The sequence below is a fragment of the Deltaproteobacteria bacterium genome, assembly GCA_016874775.1.
Taxonomy (GTDB): Bacteria; Desulfobacterota; Binatia; order Bin18; family Bin18; genus VGTJ01.
Genome location: VGTJ01000005.1, coordinates 28,829 through 50,097 on the forward strand (window position 1 = coordinate 28,829; position 21,269 = coordinate 50,097).

The 21,269-nt window shown below is 58.6% G+C and carries 2 protein-coding genes; both read left to right on the forward strand.

Annotated features, from left to right (window positions below):
• The first annotated feature begins 9 nt into the window (after window positions 1-9).
• A complete protein-coding gene (locus FJ147_01450; protein MBM4254543.1) occupies window positions 10-12,435 on the forward strand; it encodes an amino acid adenylation domain-containing protein in 12,426 nt (4,141 codons plus the stop codon).
• Window positions 12,432-21,245, forward strand: a complete 8,814-nt coding sequence (locus FJ147_01455; protein ID MBM4254544.1) for an amino acid adenylation domain-containing protein — start codon at window positions 12,432-12,434, stop codon at window positions 21,243-21,245. The genes FJ147_01450 and FJ147_01455 overlap by 4 nt, the downstream gene beginning before the upstream one ends.
• Window positions 21,246-21,269: the final 24 nt, after the last annotated feature.

Consider the following 21,269-nt stretch of genomic DNA (forward strand, 5'->3'; position numbering starts at 1 on the left):
GACGAACAGATGAAACACGTGGCAGAGCGTCTCGCTTCCCTGTCGCCCGCGAAACGGGCACTGCTAAAAAAGGTTCAACAGACCATCAGCCCTGAGTCCTTAGAGCAAGAACGCATTCCGCGCCGCACGTCAGGCGCAGCGCTGCCTCTCTCATTCCCGCAGCAGCGCTTGTGGTTCCTCGACCAGTTAGAAGGGCCGAGTGCAGTCTACAACATGCCTAATGGCATTCGCTTGGCGGGTCCGCTCAATTTCGCCGCTCTGCAGGCCGTCTTTCACGAGATCGTACGCCGCCACGAAGCCTTGCGCACTAATTTCATTGAGCAGAACGGTCGCCCCGTGCAAGTCATCCATCCAGAGGTTGCCTGTGCCCTCGCGGTTATCGATTTGCAACCATTGTCCGAGGCACCCCGGGAAGCCGAACTCCTTCGCCTGGCTACCCAAGAAGCCCGCCGCCCTTTTGATCTCGCCCGCGATCGTTTGTTACGGGTGAGTCTTGTCCGGCTTGCGCCCGACCTCCATGTGCTGCTCCTCAATCTGCATCATATAATTTCTGATGGCTGGTCGATTGGGAATGTGTTGCTGCGTGAAGTCACGACTCTCTACCAGGCGTTCTCGCAGGGGAAGCCTTCGCCATTGCCTCCCCTGCCTGTCCAATATGCCGACTTCGCGTGTTGGCAGCGGGAATGGCTGAACGACCCACGCTTGACCAGTCAGTTAGCCTATTGGCAAAAGCACTTGGCTGATATTCCAGCGCTGCTCGAGCTGCCGACCGATCGCCCGCGACCCTCGGTGCGAACCTTTACTGGCGCGACCCACTACTTCACCATTGAGCCTGCCCTCGTCGAGAGCCTCAAGACGCTGGGTCAGAGCTGTGGCGCGACCCTGTTCATGACGTTGTTGGCTGGCTATGGCGCCCTGCTTGCTCGCTATAGTCGGCAGGACACGGTGGTGGTGGGCTCGCCGATCGCTAACCGTCGCAGTAAAGAAGTCGAACCGCTGATCGGTTTTTTTGCCAACACGTTAGTACTGCGCTTGGACTTCGCCGAGAGCCCGAATGGGCGGGACCTGCTGGCTCAGGTGCGCCGCACCTGCTTGGATGCCTACCGCCATCAAGACGCGCCGTTTGAACGCCTCGTCGAGCTTATTCACCCCGAACGTAACCTGAGCTTCTCTCCCCTCTTTCAGAGCATGTTCATTCTGCAAAATCAGAATGATCGTCGGGCTCATCTGCATCTTGGCGATCTGCAGATGTCAGCGATTCCACAAGACACAGCGGCCTCGATGTTTGATTTGACCCTCAAGCTGGAGGAAAGCGAGCAGGGACTCGCTGGGGAAGTTGAGTACAATACCGACTTGTTCGACGCTCCGACGATTGCACGCTTTGTGACCAGGTATCGGACGCTCTTAGCCGGATTGGCCGCTACGCCCGAGTGTCCGGTCGGACGTCTGCCGCTGCTTGATGATGCCGAACAGCAGCAATTACTGGTGGAGTGGAATGCGACGCAACGCACCTATCCTTTGGAGCAAACGGTCCACGCGCTCTTTACTCAACAGGCGCGACAATCCCCAGACAGGATCGCTCTGGTCCATGAAGACACCGTCATCACTTACGGTGAGCTAGAGAGACGAGCGGCGCAGTTCGCGAGCTATTTGTCTGGCCTGGGAGTCGAGCCGGGCATGTTGGTTGGCCTGTGCGTCAACCGCTCGATTGAGATGGTCGTGAGCCTGCTGGGAATTCTCAAGGCAGGGGCAGCCTATGTGCCGCTTGATCCAGCCTATCCGAAGGACCGCTTGGCCTTCATGATCGCGCATGCGCAGCTTTCGCTCGTCATTACGCAAGAGGCCACAGCCGAGGCGTTGCCAGAAGGGACGGTGCAGCGTATTTACCTCGACCGCGATTGGGCTACGATTGCGGAGACATCCCCGATTAGTCTTGCCGTCCCGTTGTACCCGACCTCTCTGGCCTATGTGATCTACACCTCTGGTTCGACCGGCACTCCTAAGGGCGTTGCTATTTCTCATGCGGCCTTGACCAATTTTCTGCTCGCCATGCGCGAGAAGCCAGGGCTCTCTGCCGACGAGACCCTGCTGGCGGTGACGACCATCTCGTTTGATATCGCAGGGCTTGAGCTGTATTTACCGTTGATCGTGGGAGCGCGGATTGTCCTGGTTGCGCGGGACACGGCTGCAGACGGGTTCCAATTGCTGGAAGTGCTGCGACAGACGGAAGCAACTGTCATGCAAGCCACGCCAGCGACGTGGCGACTGATGTTAGCTGCAGATTGGCATGGCCCACTGCCGCGCCGTATTTTTTGTGGTGGAGAGGCCTTGTCCGGAGACCTCGCCGCTCAGCTGCTAGCCACGAACGCTGAGGTCTGGAATCTCTATGGCCCGACTGAGACCACGGTCTGGTCGACCGCAACGCAAGTTCACGCGCAGACCGACACACACGAAGTGAGAGACGGCAAGGAGTCGATCGGGCGGCCCATCAGTAATACCCACGTCTACATTCTCGACCGCTACTTCGAGCCAGTGCCAGGGGGCGTTCCTGGTGAGTTGTACATTGGTGGGACAGGGTTGAGCCAAGGGTATTTGCGCCAGCCAGCGATGACGGCTGAGCGTTTTCTACCTGATTCTTTTGGCACCGCGCCTGGTGCCCGTGTGTACAAAACTGGCGATGTGGCCCGCTTTCTTGCCGACGGACAAATCGCCTTTCTCGGACGCGCTGATCACCAGGTCAAGATCCGCGGTTTTCGCATCGAGTTGGGAGAAATCGAGGCAGCCTTAGACCGTCACCCGGCGGTTCGCAATGCAGTCGTGGTCTGTCGCGAAGATCAGCCAGGACACCAACAGTTAGTGGCGTATCTAGAAGTTGATCCGTGCTGGCAAGGGAACGAGCACGAGTCTGCAGCCCTGGATGTGGCCCACACCGAGAAATGGCATACCGTCTGGGACCACACCTATCACGCGGCTGAGCCTGCGACCGACAGCGCTTTCGACACCAGCGGCTGGCTCAGCAGTTATACCGGGAAACCCATTCCCGCAGCGGAGATGCAGGCTTGGGTCGATGACACCGTCGCTCGTATCCTGGCGCTGCGGCCCACGCGAATCTTGGAAATCGGCTGTGGAACCGGGTTGCTCCTTGCCCGTCTTGCGCCGCAGGTGCAGCACTATGTCGGCACTGACTTCTCGGCATCGGTCTTGGCCCGGTTGCAAAACCAGGTGGAACAGTCGGGAATGACTGGCGTTGAACTGTTCCGTCGCGCTGCCACTGAATTCGCGACTGAACATGTGCGCGCCTTTGACACCCTCATCTTGAATTCGGTCATTCAGTATTTCCCTGGGGTAGACTACTTCCTCGACGTGTTAGCAGGGGCGATCAATGCGGTGGCGGATGGCGGGCATATCTTTTTGGGCGATCTGCGAGCATTGCCACTGCTCGAACTCCAACATGCGTCGGTCCAGTTCTACCAAGCTGCAGACGATTGTCCGCGCGAGGACCTGAGCCGTCGCGTGGCCAGTCAAACCGAGCGTGAAGAAGAGCTTGTCCTCGACCCACAGTTTTTTTCCACCCTGCAGGCACGCTTTCCCCGCATCAGCCATATCTCACTATTGGTGAAACGTGGACACTTCGCCAATGAAATGACTAAGTTTCGCTATGATGTGATCCTGCGCATCGGGTCCTCACCGCAGACTCCAGCGGTTGTGCCCGATGCCGCTTGTATTGACGCAAGCCACGCACTGACGCTGGAAGAGCTGCGGGAGCAAGTGACGCGCCGACTCGCCTCACAGCCTGACCTTTTCCTCATCCGCAATGTACTCAACCAGCGCGTCGCGGATGACATACGGGTGCTGGAATGGTTGGGAGGAGACTCGGGACCTCTCACTGTCGGGGACATGCGTGCGTGCCTGCGTGAAGAGCCGGGGGCAGGAATTGCGCCAGGGACGCTCTGGGCCCTGGGTGAATCTTTGGGCTACACGGTTGCGTGTGGTTGGGCAGCGCACGAGCCTGGGCGCCGTTTTGACGCACTCTTCTATCGTAACAGTGAGGGTGGCAGTTGCACTGGAGTTCCCATCTGGCCCGCCAGCTCTGAAAGTGGCTTCTCTGCCACCCCGGCACAGTACGCCAACGACCCCGTCCAAAGCATTCGCACTCGTGTGCTGCTGAGCGAACTCCGCCCGCAGCTCGAAGCGCAGTTGCCTGTCTATATGCTTCCCTCAGCCTATATGTGCCTGGAGCAATTCCCGCTCACGCCCAACGGTAAAATCGACCGCCGCGCGTTACCCGCGCCCGCGATGGCTGGACGTGAGGTGCAGTACGAGGCTCCGCGTAACGCTACTGAGGAACGACTTTCCAAAGTGTGGGCTGAAATCCTCGGACTCGAAAATGTCGGTGTCAATGATAATTTTTTCAACCTCGGCGGCCATTCCTTACTCGCCATCCAGCTTATTTCGCGGATTCGCGAGGCGTTCGCGGTCGAACTACCAATTAAGGCGCTCTTTGATGCGCCGACCATTCGCCGCCAGGCTGAGCGCCTCGCTGCACCTTCTGGGAACACCCGACCTGTGTTGCCTCCCGTCCCTGTGCTGTCCCCGCAGGAACGGCAAACCGCGCTGTTATCCTTTGCCCAACAGCGACTGTGGTTCCTCGATCAACTCGAAGGCAATAGTGTCAACTATCATCTTTCCGGTGTGGTGCGCATTGACGGACCTCTGGACGTCCCAGTCCTCACGCGCGTCTTGAGTGAAATCGTGCGGCGTCATGAAGTCCTGCGCACAACCTTTCCCGCACTGCACGGCGATCCTTACCAAACGATCGCGCCAGCAACTCCGTTCCCCCTCCAGGTGCTGCGACTCGACACCTTGCCGCTCCACGCCCAGGAATACGAACTGCGTCATTGGCTCGCCACGGAAAACCAATGTCCCTTTCTTCTCGCTCGCGACCCGTCGATCCGCGCTACCTTGCTGCGTCTCGGGGAGGATTTGCATCTGTTGTCTGTGACCCTGCACCACATCATCTCTGATGAATGGTCGATTGGACTGCTCTTCCAGGAAGTGACGGCTTTATATCGCGCCTTTAGCTACGGCCAGCCCTCGCCCTTGCCCGAACTGCCGATCCAATACGCGGATTATGCGCACTGGCAACGCCAGTGGCTGTCTGACGACGTGCTGCAAACGCAATTGCAGTACTGGACTGAGCAGCTAGCTGGTGCACCGGCAGTGTTGGAGTTGCCGGTCGACCGGCCCCGGCCACCAATGCAACGCTACCGCGGAAGCCGACAGTCTTTTCGCGTGGAGGCAGCGCTCACCTCCCAGGTCAAGCAGCTTGGCCAGAGCGCTGAGGCAACCCTGTTTATGACCTTGCTGGCTGCGTATGGCGTGTTGCTGGCGCGCTGCAGTCGGACCAGCGATCTGGTGATTGGCTCACCGATCGCCAATCGCAACCAAGAGGCGCTGGAAGGGCTGATCGGGTTTTTCGTCAATACATTACCGCTACGGCTGGATCTATCGAAAAACCTCACCGTGAGTGAATTACTCAGGCAGGTGCGACAAACAGCGCTGGCTGCCTATGACCATCAGGATGTTCCCTTCGAGCGCATCGTGGAAGAACTGCAGCCGGAACGTAGCCTGAGCTATGCGCCGCTCTTTCAGGTGATGTTTGTGCTGCAGAATGCGCCGGTGTCCGATCTGGAGATTGCAGGCCTGACGCTGGAGATGGTTGACCCCGAGTCTGTCACCGCCAAGTTCGATCTCACGCTCGTGATCGAGGAAAAGGACGGGGCACTCCTGGGCGTCATTGAGTACAACACTGATCTGTTCGATGAGACGACGATCCTGCGCTTCATCGAACAGTACCGTGCTCTGCTGGCCAGCATGGTGGCCACCCCAGAAGCTCCAATCGTAGAGCTGCCGCTGTTGAGTGCCGTGGAACGACAGCAACTGCTGGTCACCTGGAACTCGACGACCGCCGCGGTTCCGCAACAGCGAACTATTGTCGAGCTGTTTGAGGCGCAAGTGGTGCAGTCGCCGGAGCATATTGCGCTCGTGCATGCGGGAGCGGCGCTCACGTATGCCGCCTTGAATCGCGAGGCGAATCGCGTCGCCCACCAACTGCGGAGGTTGGGTGTCGGCCCGGACGTGTTGGTCGGGCTCTATGTCGAGCCGTCCGTTGACATGCTGATTGGCCTCCTCGCCATTCTCAAGGCCGGTGGTGCGTATATTCCGCTGGTGCCACAGACGCCAGCCGCCCGCCTGGCGTTTATGCTGGAAGAGACCGCAGTCCCAATAGTCTTAACCCAAGACTCATTGATCAATACCGTGCCAGCCACACGCGCACGGGTCTTGAGCATTGAGACGCTGCGGTGCGCAAGCGCACTAGAGAGCAATCTCGACCGGCAAACGCAGCCCGGCAATCTCGCCTATATCATCTACACCTCCGGTTCGACCGGCCAACCGAAGGGAGTGCAGGTGACGCATGAAAACTTGCTGTACTCGACTCATGCGCGGCTGACCCACTATCACGCGCCGTTCTCTGGTTTGCTCCTCCTCCAGCCCCTGGGCTTTGATGTTGCGACAGGCTGCATCTTTTGGACATTGTGTCAGGGGGCGTGTCTCTACGTAGAACCGCGCGACCTTGCCCAAGACCCACAGCAACTCTTGACTCGTATTGTCGAGAGCCAAATCTCTCACATTGTGCTGGTGCCGCTGTTGTATGGGCCCATGGTTGACCTGGCGACTGCCGAACAACTTGTGTCTCTCCAGGTGATCGTCATTGGTGGCGAACAGATGCCGGTGGAGTTGGCACGGCAACACTGGGTCAAGGCGCCGCACGTTGCCTTGTTTAACGAGTATGGACCAACCGAAGCGACTATCTGGAGTAGTGTGTTTGCGGTTGAGAGCGAGACGCAACGGCCGCTCATTCCCATTGGTAGACCGACACCGCACAGTCGCATCTATGCTCTCGATGAACGACGCAATCCGGTGCCAGTCGGCGTCGCGGCTGAGCTGTATATTGGCGGGAGACAAGTCACACGCGGTTATCTGTCCCATCCAGCCTTGACCGCCGAGAAATTTATTCCAGATCCGTTTGCCACTGAACCTGGTGCTCGGCTGTATCAAAGCGGTGACGTGGTTCGTTACCAGCGTGACGGCAATATTGACTTTCTCGGTCGGAGTGACCACCAAGTCAAGATTCGTGGCTTTCGCATTGAACTCGGGGAGATTGAGGCACTGCTCACGCAGCATCCCGCCATACGTGAGGCAGTCGTGATAGTGCACGAACGATCTGGTCGCACTGCAGGTGGGAAGCGCGTCGTCGCGTATGTCGTTCCCGCCACCGCTGCCGTACCCGCAAGCCAGGAATTGCGCGACTACCTGAAAGCTCAACTGCCCGACTATATGGTCCCGTCGGCGTTTATGTTCTTGCAAACGTTGCCGTTAACCGCCAATGGCAAGCTCGATAGACGCGCGTTGCCCGTACCGGACCGCGAGAGCCGAGAGTCGGCATACGTGGCGGCGCGCACACCGACGGAAACCCTGTTAGCTGCGATTTGGGAGGAAGTCTTAGGGATCGAGCAGGTCGGGGTTCACGACAATTTCTTCACCTTGGGTGGCGATTCGATCCTCAGCATCCAAATCATCAGCCGGGCCAATCGGACCGGGTTCGGGCTGACGGTCAAACAGCTCTTCCAGCACCAGACCATCGCCGAACTGGCTCAGGTTGCCCCTGAGCGACAAGTGGTCCATGCCGAGCAGGGGACACTCAGCGGTTCGGTGTCGCTAACCCCGATACAGACCTGGTTCTTTGACGGGTCACCAGCCGAGCCGTGGTATTTTAATCAGGCGGTGTTGTTGGAGATCATTGCTGGCCTCGATGCGGCGAAGGTGGAACGGGCAATCCATGCCCTGCTGATCCACCATGACATGCTGCGTGCCCGTTTCTCCTCGTGCAATGATCACGAAGGCGGGGTGGGGCGGTGGGCTGCTGAGGTGATTGGCAGCAGCGCCACGATTCCCTTCACTGTGCGTGACTACTCCACGCTGTCCGCCGCAGAGCGCAGTGCCGCGCTGTTGGCCGACGCCAAAGAGGCGCAGGCCAGTCTGAACTTGTCTGATGGGCCACTCCTACGGGTGGTGCTCTGCCGTATGGGCAGCGGCCAAGCGGATCGCCTCTTGTGGATCATTCACCATTTGGTCGTGGATGGCGTGTCGTGGCGTATCTTGCTGAGCGACCTTGCTACGGTCTTGACACAATTGCAACGCGCCACGCCGATCGCCTTACCGCCAAAAACCACCTCCTTTCAGTATTGGGCCGAGCGGCTGCAGACCTATGCCGGTTCGCCACAGGCTTCGGCTGAATTCGATTACTGGCTAGAACAGGCAGTGACTCCAACCAAGCGACTCTCTGTCGACCTCTCGTCTAGCATGGAGGAAAACACCCTGGCGTCTGCGGACCACGTCACCTTGTCGCTGTCCGCAGAGCTCACCCGCGCGCTGCTGCACGAGACCCCGCGCGCGTATCACACGCAAATCAATGACGTCTTACTGACCGCCCTGGTCCGCGCGTTCTCCGGCTGGACGGGTGATACCAGCTTGCGTGTCCTGTTAGAGGGCCACGGTCGCGAAGAATTGTTCTCTGAGGTTGACCTGTCGCGAACTGTGGGTTGGTTCACCACTGAGTTTCCGGTTGTCCTGCGCTGTGACGATCAGGAAGGACCAGGCACGTCTCTCAAACGCATAAAAGAAACCCTACGGGCAATCCCCAACCGTGGTATTGGCTACGGACTGTTACGGTACCTCAGTCCAGATGCATCGCTACGCACGGCCTTGAGTGCAGCGCCCGAAGCCGAGGTTAGTTTCAACTATCTTGGCCGCTTTGACCAAGAAGCGCACAGTGAGATCCTTTTGGGGGAAGCGACGGAACCGACCGGTTCTGTGCAGAGCCCCGTGGGGAAGCGTCGTTTTGTCCTGGAGATCAATGGCCTGGTGCGCGACGGACAACTACAGTTGACCTGGACTTATAGTGCCAACCTGCACACCCGGCGGACGGTCGAGCGCCTGGCTCAGGGGTTCTTTGCCGAGTTAGAAGACATTATTCGGCACTGCGGCTCAGCCGACGCTGGAGGATATACCGCTTCTGATTTTCCCCTGGCTACAGTGGATGATGCGACGTTGACTTCCCTGTTCCAACGCTGGGGGAACAAGATTGAGGATGCCTATCAGCTCTCGCCTATGCAGCAGGGCATGATGTTTCACAGTTTGTACGATCGTGGGTCTGGCGATTATGTGATCCAGATGGCGTGCACGATGGACGGAGCATTTCAACCCGAGGCGTTTCGCCGCGCCTGGCAACGGGTCCTCGACCGGCATCCGAGCTTGCGTACGGTGTTTCTGCCCGAAGGCGGCATGGAGGCGCTGCAAGTTGTGCTCCCTGACGTCGCTCTCCCCTGGTACGAATTGGATTGGCGCGGACGCTCCTCTTCACGCGACCATCTCACAGAATTTCTCCGGGCAGACCGCAGGCAAGGGTTTGTGCTGGACACGTCGCCACTCATGCGTTGCACGCTGATTCGGCTGGAAGAACAGCGCTGGCAGTTTGTCTGGAGTCATCACCATCTGTTATCGGATGGATGGTGTCTGCCAATTCTGATGCGGGAAGTCTTGCACTGGTATACGGCCTTTATTGGCCATCAGGAGACAGATTTGCCGCGCCCACGCCCGTACCGCGATTACATAGCCTGGTTAGCGCAACAGGACGTGACGCAGGCCGAAGTCTTTTGGCGAGACACGCTGCGCGGCTTTCACGCCCCCACTACCTTTGGCGTAGACCGACCGCCGACTCGCCAGGGGAGTGACACCACCGTACAAGTCGGCATTGGCGAGCCAGCGTCTGTCTATAAGGAGATGACACTTGCCCTTGACCCGAGCCTTAGTCAGTCACTGCAGCAGCTCGCGCAGAGCCAACGACTAACACTCAGTGTGATTATTCAGGGAGTGTGGGCCGCACTCTTGAGTAGGTACAGTGGTGAGCATGACATCCTGTTCGGTGCGACGGTCTCAGGTCGCCCACCTGCGATTGCCGACGTTGACTCGATGGTCGGCTTGTTTATTAACACCCTGCCAGTGCGGGTGCAGCTCGATGTCACACACACCTGCCTGTCCTTTCTTGCAGCGTTGCAAGAGGCGCAAGTGGCGCGCGAGAGCTATACCTACACACCCTTGGTGGAGTTACATGCCTGGAGCGAGGTACCACCGCGCCAGCCCCTGTTCGAGAGCTTGGTGGTGTTCGAGAACTACCCAATGGATGAGTCGTTGGAGGACCTGGCTGGGGTGCTGTCGATGCGCGACCTGCAACTCCGCGAGCAGACCAATTTTCCGCTCACCTTGACTGCTGCGGTCGCTCCCCGCATTCCACTCAAGATCGCTTATGACACCACGCGCTTTGATGAGACGGCCATCGCGCGGATGCTTGACCATCTCAAGAATATGCTCAGCGGCTTGGTCGCCGAGCCACAGCAAGCGCTTGCGACCTGGGCAGCGACGTCACTCATGGGCGAGAAAGAGCGGCTGCACGTGCTGGTGAGCCGCAACCAAACCCAGGTGAAACATCCCGACCATTGCAAGACGTTCCCAGAGTTGTTTGCGGTTCAGGTTGAGCGCACGCCGTCCCGCACTGCGGTGGTGTTCAGCGATCAGCACCTGAGCTATGAGCGGCTCAACCAACGGGCCAATCAGCTTGCGCATTACTTGCGTGCCTTAGGGATCGGCCCCGGCGTCTTGGTCGCCCTGTATATGGAGCGTTCTGTGGAAATGGTGATTGGCCTGCTGGGCATTCAAAAGGCGGGAGGCGCGTATGTGCCGCTGGATCCGACCTATCCGAGCGACCGCATCGCCTTCATGCTGGAGGATGCGCAGGTCGCGGTGGTCCTTACGCAACCGCAACTCCGTGACGCCTTACCCAAAACCGACGCACATCTAGTGTGCCTGAATGGCACTGGGGATGAAACAGTCGGTTACTGCGCAGAGAACCCTGTCCCGGTCTCGGGCCCCGATGACCTTGCCTATGTCCTCTACACCTCTGGTTCGACGGGAAGACCCAAGGGGGTACAAATTACGCAGCGTGCGTTGGTCAACTTTCTGCTATCGATGGCCAAAGCACCGGGACTCAGCGAGGCAGATGTCCTCCTCGGGGTGACAACGATCTCTTTCGACATTGCCGCGCTTGAACTGTATTTGCCCCTGTTGGTCGGGGCCAGGCTGGTGCTGGTGAGTCGCGACGTGGTCGCCGATGGTTTTCGCTTACTGACCGTTCTCGAAGAGGCTGGCGCTTCTGTCATGCAAGCCACGCCAGCGACGTGGCGCCTGTTACTAGAGGCAGGGTGGCAGGGGGCACCGCTGCGGCGGGCACTCTGCGGTGGAGAAAGTTTTGCCCGCGACCTGGCCGCGCAGATGGTAGACCGGCACGTCGAGGTCTGGAACATGTACGGTCCGACCGAGACCACGGTGTGGTCGTCGATCCATCCAGTCTCACGGCAAGTGAATGACGACGTATCCGAGCCGATTGGTCGTCCCATCGACAATACCCAACTGTACGTCGTCGATCGCTCTCAGCAACTGCTGCCGATCGGCGTACCTGGCGAATTGCTTATTGGTGGGACCGGCTTGGCCCTGGGCTATCTGGGCCGTCCCGCTCTGACGGCAGATAAATTTGTTCCTGATCCATTTGCAACCACGCCCGGTGGTCGTGTGTATCGCACCGGAGATCTGGTCCGCTACCGCGACGATGGCCGCCTGATCTTCCTCAGTCGCCTTGACCACCAGGTCAAAATTCGCGGCTTCCGCATCGAACTGGGTGAAATAGAAGCAGTCCTCAACCAACGACCGGAAATCAAGCAGGCAGTGGTCACGACCTGGGAGGCGAGTGCCAACGATCAACGCCTGGCAGCCTACTTGCTCGCGGAGCCAGGCCACACGCTTGAGCAAGACACCGTCTGGACCTGGCTGCGGGCTAAGTTGCCAGCGTACATGGTTCCCTCGGAGTTGGTGTTTGTCGATACGCTTCCACTCACGCCGAACGGCAAGCTCGACCGTCGGGCGCTGCCTACGCCTCATCGTCAGCAACAGATCGCTTATGTGGCCCCGCGTACGCCGACCGAGGAACACTTGACCCGCATTATGGCAGCGGTGCTGTCCGTGGAACGGGTCGGGATCACCGATGATTTCTTCGCGCTGGGTGGTCATTCACTCCTGGCCACGAAATTCATCGCGCGTATCAAACACGAGTTACGCATCACCGTGCCCTTGCCCTTGTTGTTTAGCGAACCGACGATCGACTGGCTGGCAAGTTATATTGACGTCACCCTGTGGGCCGCGCAGCAACACCGTATGGCGCCTGAGATCGCATTACACGAAGATGAAGAGGAAATCCGCCTGTGAGTTCCATTGACGCACTCATGTCTCAGTTGCGTGAGCTCAATATCACGCTCTGGGTCGACGGTGAGCAGTTGGGTTGTCGAGCTCCCAAGGGGACCTTGACCGCGCAGTTGACCAAAGAGTTATCCGCACGCAAGAGCGACATCGTGCGCTATCTGCAACAGGCGGAGGCGCTGACCGCAACCGCAGGCAGTAGCATCAAGCCTGTGCCGCGACATCAACCGCTCCTCCTCTCATTCGGACAACAACGCTTGTGGTTTCTCGATCGTCTTGAAGGCCCTTCACCAACCTATACGATGCCACTCGCTTTCCGACTCGACGGACCCGTGGATGCCAATGCGTTGCAGCGGGCATTGGTCGAGATCACCGCCCGCCATGAGGTGCTACGGACAAATTTCACTGTCCGTGATCAACACCCAATTGTGCAGATTCACCAGACGGCAGAAGGGTTCTTTACTGCTCGCGCATTGGACGAGCCGTTATCGAGCGCTCGCGCTGAACAAGAGCTGGCGGTTCAGCGGCTGGTCCAGGAAGAAGCGCAGCGCTGTTTCGACCTCAGCGCGGATCGGCTGCTGCACGTGACTTTGGTGCGGCTGAGCGATAGCGCTCACCTGTTGTTACTCACCCTGCACCACATTGTTGCTGATGGCTGGTCTTTGGGGGTGTTCATCCGCGAACTTGCCAGTCTGTATGCGGCCTTCAGCCAAGGGCAGCCCTCTCCTCTGCCGCCACTGCCGCTTCAGTATGTCGATTATGCCCATTGGCAACGTGAGCGCTTACAAGGCGATTTCCTTGCTTCGCAACTCGCCTATTGGCGGACGCAACTGGCTGGAGTTCCCGAAGTGCTTGCGCTACCAACTGACCGCCCCCGGCCCCCGATCCAAACCTATCGCGGCTGCAGTCTGAGTGAGCTGCTGGACGCTGGATTAACGACTCGGCTGTACGCGCTCAGCCAGACTTCGGGAACAACGCTGTTCATGACCCTCGCTGCCGGGTTCGCGATCCTGTTGTCGCGCTACAGCAGCCAGCCCGATATTGTCATTGGTACGCCGATCGCAAATCGCAATCACCCAGACCTTGAGGGCTTGATTGGGCTGTTTATCAATACTCTGGTGCTGCGCTTCGATCTTTCCGGCGATCTGTCAATGCAGGATTTCCTCGCCCAAGTGCGGCAGACCTGTCTGCAAGCGTATGACCATCAGGATGTACCCTTCGAGCAACTCGTCGATGAACTGAAGCCACCCCGCACGCTCAGTCACTCGCCCCTCATCCAGGTCGCATTTGACCTGCAGAATACGCCGATGGACAAGGTCGAGATGGCTGGCTTGACCGTGCGATCTCTGACTCAGCCAGCGATTGCTTCAAAGTTCGACCTGAGTTTGTCGATAGAGGAAACCGGTGCGCAACTCTCTGCACTGTTGACGTATAATCCCGATCTGTTCGATGAGGCGACCATCCGCCGCATGATGAGCCACTATCAGGTGCTCTTGGCAGGAATAGTCGCTGCTCCACAATCGCCTCTGTCCCACCTGCCCCTTTTGAGCGAGGAGGAACGACATCACAGTGTGTATGCCTATAACGAGACAAAGACGACGTATCCGAGTGAGCAAACGGTGCTCACCCTGTTTGAAGCATGGGCAGGCCAGGTGCCGGACCGTGTGGCGCTGAGCTTTGCCGACCAGTCGCTGACTTATGGTCAGCTACGGCAACGGGTGAACCAAGTGGCCGCGTATTTACAGACTGTGGGTGTCGGTCCAGAAGTACTCGTAGCCTTATGCATGGAACGCTCACTGGACATGGTCATCGGGCTCTTAGGTATCCTAAAAGCCGGAGGAGCCTATATTCCGCTTGATCCAGCCTATCCGCAGGAACGGCTCGCGCGCGTACTTGAGGACGCCCGCCCGGCGGTGATTCTCACCCAGGAATATCTGGAAAGCGGCTTACCGAGAAGCGCAGCCCAGGTGATTTGCCTCGACCGCGATTGGCCTGTCATTTCCGCTTTGGATCGAGGCTGTGTACGTCCGTCGCTCACACCCGACAACATCGCTTATGTGATCTATACCTCGGGCTCGACCGGGCGACCCAAGGGCGTGCAGGTCAACCATCGCGCCTTGCTGAACTTCCTCGTTTCCATGCGCGAGGAACCTGGGTTCACCGAACAAGATGTGATCCTCGCGATCACCACCATTTCCTTTGATATTGCTGCACTGGAAATCTATCTGCCCCTGACCGTGGGTGCGCATCTCGTCGTGGCCGGACGTGAGACTGTCCGCGATGGCCGACAGTTACAAGCTGTGCTGCAGAGCCGGAGTGTGACGTGCATGCAGGCGACGCCAGCTACGTGGCGCGTCCTGGTTGAAACAGGGTGGGAACCGCTGTCGCCCTTCACTGCACTGTGCGGCGGGGAAGCATTACCTGTCGCGTTGGCTCAGCAACTCTTGCGCAAGGGCGTGCGACTGTGGAATCTCTATGGTCCGACCGAGACCACGATCTGGTCGGCTGTCCGTGAGGTCAAAGACAAAGAGTCAGGGGACACTGATGGGCGTGTCACAGAGGGTGTCGAGCCGATCGGCCATCCGATTAACAATACGCAACTCTATATTGTAGATTTGCATACGCAGCCCCTGCCCATTGGTATCCCTGGAGAGTTGTATATCGGCGGCGACGGCCTTGCGCGTGGCTATCTGAACCAGCCCACACTGACAGCCACCAGCTATGTGCCAGACCCGTTCTCTACTGTTTCTGGGTCACGTCTGTATCGCACCGGCGATCTCGTCCGCCGTGTCCCCGATGGGCGCATCGATTTTCTCGGACGGATCGACTTTCAAGTCAAGATTCGTGGCTACCGCATTGAATTGGGAGAGATTGAAACGGGACTGAGCCAGCAGCCGGGTATCAAATATGCCGTTGTCTTAGCTCGGGAGGACACACCGGGTGACAAACGTTTGGTGGCCTATCTCCTTGCCTCGGACGAGCCACCGCCTGCAATCGACCAACTCCGCGCGCGCCTGAAGGACATCCTCCCGGAATATATGGTTCCCGCCGCATTTGTCTTTCTCGACGCCATGCCGCTGACACCCAATGGCAAGGTTGATCGTAAAGCACTCCCTGCGCCAGACCAGGGTCGACCGGAGTTGCATGCGTCCTTTCTCGCGCCTCGCAGTGAGTTAGAACGGACGATCGCCGATATTTGGCGGCAGGTGCTCAAGGTCGAACACGTGGGTATTGACGATAACTTCTTTGATTTGGGCGGTCACTCGCTACGCATCACCCAAGTGCATGAGGCCTTGCGTACGCAGGTCGCACAACCGTTGCCTTTGGTCACACTGTTTCAATACCCCACAATCCGCACTCTTGCCGGATGGTTGAGCCAAGAGGAGGCGAGCGCTCCTATTCACCTGCGACCGCGGGCACGCAGCATCAGCAACCAAACCCAGGAGATCGCCATTATTGGGCTTGCCGGTCGCTTTCCGGACGCAGACGATCTGCAGACCTACTGGCGCAACCTGCGTGAGGGCCGCGAGTCGATTCGCTTCTTCTCTGACCAGGAACTCCTTACTGCTGGTGTTGAACCGGAGCTGATCTCCCAGCCGAATTACGTCCGTGCTAACGGCTGTTTGTCTGATATCGCCAGTTTTGATGCGGCCTTTTTTGGCTTCACGCCAGCCGAGGCCGAGGTGATGGACCCGCAGCATCGGCTCTTTCTGGAAAGCGCCTGGCATACCCTCGAACATGCCGGGTATGGGGTGACGCAGAACGGCACCAGGATCGGCGTTTTTGCCGGATGCAGCCATAACGGCTATCTGATACACAATCTGTTACCTCACCTATATTTGACTGAGCAACCCGGTATTTACCAGGTCATCCTCGGCAACGATAAAGACTTTCTCCCAACCCGCACCTCTTATGCCTTGGACCTGAAAGGACCGAGTGTCAACGTCCAGACTGCCTGCTCGACCTCACTGGTGGCTGTGCACTTGGCCTGCAAAAGCTTACTCGACGGCGAGTGCGAGATGGCGTTAGCTGGCGGCGTAGCGCTGAAGATTCCCCAAGTGTCTGGCTACGTCTATCAGGAGGGCATGATCCACTCACCCGATGGTCACTGTCGCGCCTTCGACGCCAACGCTCAGGGGACGACCTGGGGCAGTGGGGTCGGCATTGTCTTGTTGAAACCACTTGCCGCCGCCCGTGCTGATCGTGACACCATTTATGCGGTGATCAAGGGCTCCGCGATCAATAACGATGGCGCAGTGAAAGTCGGGTTTACTGCGCCGGGAGTGCAAGGCCAGGCGGAAGTCATTGCCGAGGCGCAAGCGCGGGCTGGGGTAGACCCCGACAGTATCTCGTATATCGAAGCGCATGGCACCGGCACGCCTATGGGCGATCCTATAGAAATCGCGGCCCTCACGCGGGCGTTTCAGGAGGGGACGCAGCAGCAACAGTTCTGCGCTGTGGGTACGGTCAAAACCAATATCGGCCATCTCGACACGGCAGCCGGGATTGCCGGGCTGTGCAAAACCGTGCTGGCCCTCCAGCATCAGCAAATTCCCCCGACCCTCAACTTTCACCACGCCAACCCGGAGATTGACTTCGCGCATAGCCCTTTTTACGTCAACGACCAGCTTCGCGCCTGGCCGGTCAATGGCACACCTCGACGGGCCGGCGTGAGTTCATTTGGCATCGGCGGAACCAATGCCCATCTGATCGTCGAGGAAGCTCCTGCACCGGAACCCTCTTCTTCCTCGCGACCGTGCCAGCTCCTCATCGTATCAGCGCGCAGCCAGACGGCAGAGAGCGATATGCGTAGCAATTTGTCGGCGCATCTTCGCAACCAACCTGGTCTGGCGATTGCCGACGTTGGTTACACCCTCGCAGTGGGGCGTCGGCAGTTCGCCCACCGGAGCGCAGTGGTGTGTCGTGATGGCGAAGATGCGGTGGTGGCTCTGCACGCGAGTGACCGCCTGCGGTCTGGCCAGGTACAAAAAGTAGGAACAGAACAAACGGTGATTTTCATGTTCCCCGGTCAAGGCGCGCAATATGCGGGCATGGGAGCGGAACTCTACCGTACGGAAGCGGTCTTCCGCCAGCAGATCGATCAGTGTGCAGAACTACTGCAGGAGGAGCTCGGGCTCGACCTCCGCCAGGTCCTGTATCCACAACCGCAAGACATGGCGGCTGCGACGGCGCAAATGGCACAAACGTGGCTGACCCAACCAGCGCTGTTTGTCACGGAGTACGCCTTGGCGCGTCTGTGGATAGCGTGGGGAGTGACGCCACGCGCCATGATTGGCCACAGTCTGGGCGAGTACGTTGCTGCCTGTCTGGCTGGAGTGTTCGACTTGAAAACCGCGCTGCAGCTTGTCGCCCGCCGAGGGAGGCTGATGTGGGAACAACCACAAGGAGCGATGCTCGCGGTTTCCCTGTCAGCAGCGGATGTCCGCCCCTTACTCACAGACAGTGTCTCGATCGCTGCAGTCAACACACCTGGGGAGTGCGTGGTGTCCGGTCCGACTCCGGCGCTTGAGGCGCTGGCTGCGCGGCTCGAAAAGGACGGGGTTCCCTGCCGTTTCCTGCAGACCTCGCACGCTTTTCACTCGGCGATGATGGAGACGGTGGTCACGCCCTTCACCAAGATCTTGGAGAACGTACAACTAAATCCGCCGACATTGCCGTTTGTCTCCAACCTGACCGGCAGGTGGATTCGCGCCGATGAGGCCACTGACCCACACTATTGGGCACAGCACCTGCGCTGCACAGTCAACTTCGCAGCAGGGATCGCCACCATATTGGACCAGCCGAATCGACTCTTGCTGGAAGTTGGTCCGGGGACCACCCTGGGTGGCTTTGCGCGACGGCAACCCTTAGCCAAAAATGGCCATACGGTACTCGCGTCTCTCCGGCGTCCGGACCCCAAGCGACACAGCGACGGACGTAGTGGAGAAACATGGACGCTCCTCGATAGTCTGGGGCAGTTGTGGACCGCAGGAGTCGAGGTTGATTGGTCGGCGTATTATGGGCACGAACGCCTGTCGCGCATTCCGTTGCCTGGCTATCCCTTTGAGCGACAGCGTTATTGGATCGACGCTCCTGATCTCGCAACGCTCACCCGTCAACACAACCCACACAAAAAGCAGCCGTTCGAGCAGTGGTTTTACCTCCCTGGTTGGAAGCCGACGCTCACTCCGCGTGCGATTGGCTCTGAAGATTTCGCGGGCGCGTCTCGCCTGTGGCTGGTACTGAGTGACAATACCGAACTGAGCCAGCGAACGATCGCCAAACTGCAACACGAGGGCCAAGAGGTCATCACTGTTTTCCAGAGCAATCGTTGCGAGCGAAGCGGGCAGACGTTTTGGCTCCGACCCCTCGCGCCTGACGATTACGAGTTCATGATTCAAGCCATAGGTGAGCGCTCCATCTATAAGATCCTCCATTTGTGGAGTCTCTCGGTGAGTGATGAACAGGGGCCGGATTATTTTGCCCGAGCTCAGGAAGGGGGCTATTACAGCCTCTTGTTCTTGGGGCGTGCCCTCGCCAAGCAGCAGTCGTGCCCAGGCACGACCATAGCGGTGATTACCAACCATGTGCATGATGTGAACGGTCTTGGCGAAGTCTGTCCAGAGAAGGCGACGCTCCTCGGCCCGTGTTTGGTCATGCCCCAAGAAATGCCGCAAATAACCTGTCGGTGCTTGGACATCGTACTTCCGCAGCAGGGGAGGGACGTACCAGCCAGTGATGTTGAGAGTCTCGTGGGTACTGTGCTCGCGGAACTTGAGGTTGGGCCTGGCGATCCGTTGGTTGCCTACCGAGGCCAGCGCCGACTGGTGCCGCGCTTCGACCGTGTGACGCTCGATGCCGAGGTGAGCCCTGTCAGACGGCTGCGCCAGCAGGGAGTGTATGTCATCACTGGCGGTTTGGGAAATGTGAGCCTGAGGCTCGCGAGATATTTGGCTGAAACAGTACAGGCGCGGATTGTGCTTTTGGGCCGGTCATTTTTTCCCGCACCTTCGCAGTGGGATCCTTGGCTGCAATGTCATCCCGAGCACGATGAGCTCAGTTGCAAGATTCGCCTGATGCGAGAGATTGAGGCGATGGGAGCTGAGGTACTCTTGGTGCGCGCTGATGTGGCCGACGAACAAGAGATGCGCGCCGCATTCGCAGAGGTGCACGACCGCTTTGGGGTGATTCATGGGGTTATTCATGCGGCTGGTAGTCTCGATGATTCCTCCTACGTCACCGCGTTCACGGACGTGGGGCAAAACGAATCGCAGGTGCAATTTACCGCCAAGGTGCACGGTCTGTATGTCCTGGAAAAGCTCTTGCAGGGACACGCCCTCGATTTTTGTCTGGTGACCTCGTCGAATTCCGCGGTGTTAGGCGGTGTGGGATTTACCGCGTATAGTGCCGCCAATAGTTTTATCGACGCCTTTGTTGCGAGACAGAACCGACAGGGAAGAACCCCGTGGCTCAGTGCCAACTGGGATGCCTGGCCTGCTGAGCAGCCTGCACAGATGTCGACTGCGACAGAGTTGTCCATGACACCGGTAGAATCCGTCAAGACGTTTCAGCGGCTGGTTTCTTGTGTCGCGGCTGGCCGCCTGATCATTGCCACCGGTGACCTCCAGGCGCGATTCGACTACTGGGTACGTCGTCAAGGTGATCTGGCAGGACACCGCACACCTGCGCCGGGTGCTGACCACGTACGGCCCGAACTGACCACGACCTACGCCGCCCCGACCGGCGAGGTGGCAAGTCAGCTCGCGGCGCTGTGGCAGCAGCTTTTGGGATTCGCCACCGTAGGCATCCACGACGACTTCTTTGAGTTGGGTGGCGACTCGTTGATGGCTATTCGACTCATGGCCATGATCAAAGAACGCTTTGGCAAACGGTTACCGATTAGCGTGTTATTAGCGAACCCCACCATTCACCACTTGGTGGAAGTCTTGGAGGAGCCAGAAAGCGCATTTGCCTTCTCACCACTGGTGACGCTGCAAGCTAAAGGTACGCGCCAAGCGTTTTATTGTGTTCCCGGAACCGGGGGGAACGTCCTCTATTTTCATGAGTTCGCGCGCTGCCTGGCAGAATATGGCCATCCGTTTTACGGGTTCCAAGCCTTGGGACTTGACGGTCATATCCCACCACTGACCAGGATTGAGGAGATCGCCGCGCAAAACATCCACGCGCTGCAACAGGGGCAACCCCAAGGACCTTATTATCTGGGTGGACACTCGTTTGGCAGTTGGGTGGCGTTGGAGATGGCACGGCAATTACAAACAAATGGTCACCAGGTCGCCATCGTCGCCATTCTCGACACCGGGGTGCCGTCGGTACGAGATCTCTCGGCGATGGGAGGATGGAATGACACGCGGTGGCTCATCGCGCTCGCCGATACGCTGAGCCGGATGTACGAAAACCCCGCCTCTTTGCACTATGACGACCTCGCTGCCCTGACCTGGACTGCGCAAATCGAAGTGCTCACTCGTACGATGGAAACGCTCGGTATTATCCAACCCGGGACTGACGCGAGCGAAATCCGTGGCTTTGTGGAAGTGTACAAAACCCAGGCGCAGATCCGCTATCATCCCGAACCCTCTCCTCGGGTCCGTGTGGCGTTGTTCCGCGCCCGCGAGCCGCACGCTGATTTTTTATCGGGCATGCCAGAATCCGTGAAGAATGATGAAACCTGGGGCTGGCAGCGCTACAGCGACGGGCAACCGATCGTGGAATATGTTCCAGGCAATCATCTCACTATGATGAACCAGCCCCACGTGCGTCAGCTTGCGGAACGCTTACATGTGGTGTTGTCTGGGATATAGAGGGGCGCAGAATTCCCTACACTA